Annotated in this window: 2 protein-coding genes; both read left to right on the plus strand. The window is 47.8% G+C overall.

Features of this window, described 5'->3' with window-relative positions; genetic code table 11:
* The first annotated feature begins 61 nt into the window (after nucleotides 1-61).
* A complete protein-coding gene (locus HX884_RS26310; protein WP_045289185.1) occupies nucleotides 62-556 on the plus strand; it encodes a replication/maintenance protein RepL in 495 nt (164 codons plus the stop codon).
* Complete coding sequence (locus HX884_RS26315; protein WP_045289183.1) at nucleotides 549-788, plus strand: hypothetical protein; 240 nt, start codon at nucleotides 549-551, stop codon at nucleotides 786-788. Before HX884_RS26310 ends, HX884_RS26315 begins: the two co-directional genes overlap by 8 nt.
* The last annotated feature ends 665 nt before the right edge of the window (nucleotides 789-1,453 follow it).

A 1,453-nucleotide genomic window follows, 5' to 3' on the forward strand; every position in this document is an offset into this window, starting at 1 on the left:
AAACCAAAAACGAGGGTGTTATGTTCGGTCTAGGTTACATCATGTAAACAGGGGTGGTTGTATGTTAGTCAGTACAGAGACGCAAAAAAAACAACGGCTGTTAGATCTCCAGGAGAAAGACCGTAAAAACGCCTCAGAGAGCCTACAAGAGCAAAAGAACGCAAACTTCACCCAGGTATACCCTTTGGGCTGGAAACGTCTTAGAGAGCTTTTCAGGCTCAATTCAGGGGCAGCAGAGCTGTACTCTATGCTTGCGGAAAATATCGATGGTGCCTGCGGTGCAGTTGTAGCAGATCAGGCATATCTAGCAAGTTTGATGGGTGTTTCAAGGCAGACAATATCTAAATATATCAAATTCTTAGAGTCGCAACTGGTGCTAGTTAAAATACCAGTTGCAGGCAAAGTTTGCGCCTATGCACTAAATCCCCATGAAGTCTGGAAAGGATATGACAACGCCAAGCCTCATGCGGCTTTCCTAACAAAAACACTGGTCAACAAAGACGGTGACATCCAGCGAAGAATCATGGCGATGTTTGCAGGTAAAGACGATGAGTGAAGCCGCAGACACACTAAAATCGGCTCTCCGACTGATTACAGAGATGATCGACATACTTGAAAATAGCGATGATGCAGAAGCTCCCCAAGCATTTTTTGAGGCTTACCACGAAGCGAATGGTCAATTGAATTATGCGGTATATCAGGCTCTACACCCGCTTTTGAGAGCGCAAAGGGGTCAAGGTTCGCCATCGGCGACCGCGAAGCGGCCTGACCTTGACGGCTTGGAGTGAACCCCACCATTGGCGAAGGTGGTTGGTTTCACGAAGTGAGGCCAACCACCTGTTAAGCCGCCCTTGACGTTGACCTTCCCGAACATCAGAAATCCCTGCGAAAACCCCTCAGAATCGGTGCGTTCTGCCGTGCCAAAAGCTTAGTAAGCCAGTATACACTCCGCTAGCGCTACGTGACTGGTTCAGGGCTGCGCCCCGAAACCCGCAAAGGTCAAAACCAAAAGCGTCTGGCAGGTGGTTGCGCTCACTGCGTGATCACAACCACCGCCGGGTAGTGTGGTTGGTCTTTTTTGGCGTCAAGGTCAGGCCGCTTCGCGGTCGCCGATGGCGAACCTTGACCCCAAAAATGCCCGACCAAAGGGAGGGAGCTACTCCGAAGATCCCGGTGCGAGCATCGGGATCTTTAGATAAGAAGGGAATTGTTTGTATGTTATTGTTTTTTATTATATTTCATATTTACGTTGTAAACTTATAGGGTTTACAACGTTGTAAAGCTCTATGGGGTTTACAGATTTTAACAGCATGTAACCAAAACGCGACATCTTGTAAACCAAAAACGAGGGTGTTATGTTCGGTCTAGGTTACATCATGTAAACAGGGGTGGTTGTATGGGCACTGTTGCAAAGTTAGCGATGAGGCAGCCTTTTGTCTTATTCAAAGGCCTT

Source organism: Enterobacter sp. SECR19-1250 (assembly GCF_013391025.1).
GTDB lineage: Bacteria > Pseudomonadota > Gammaproteobacteria > Enterobacterales > Enterobacteriaceae > Enterobacter > Enterobacter cloacae.

Bases quoted from the DNA above. Each gene is read 5' to 3' on its own strand.
- HX884_RS26310 (WP_045289185.1), top strand. From the start codon at position 62: ATGTTAGTCAGTACAGAGACGCAAAAAAAACAACGGCTGTTAGATCTC.
- HX884_RS26315 (WP_045289183.1), top strand. From the start codon at position 549: ATGAGTGAAGCCGCAGACACACTAAAATCGGCTCTCCGACTGATTACA.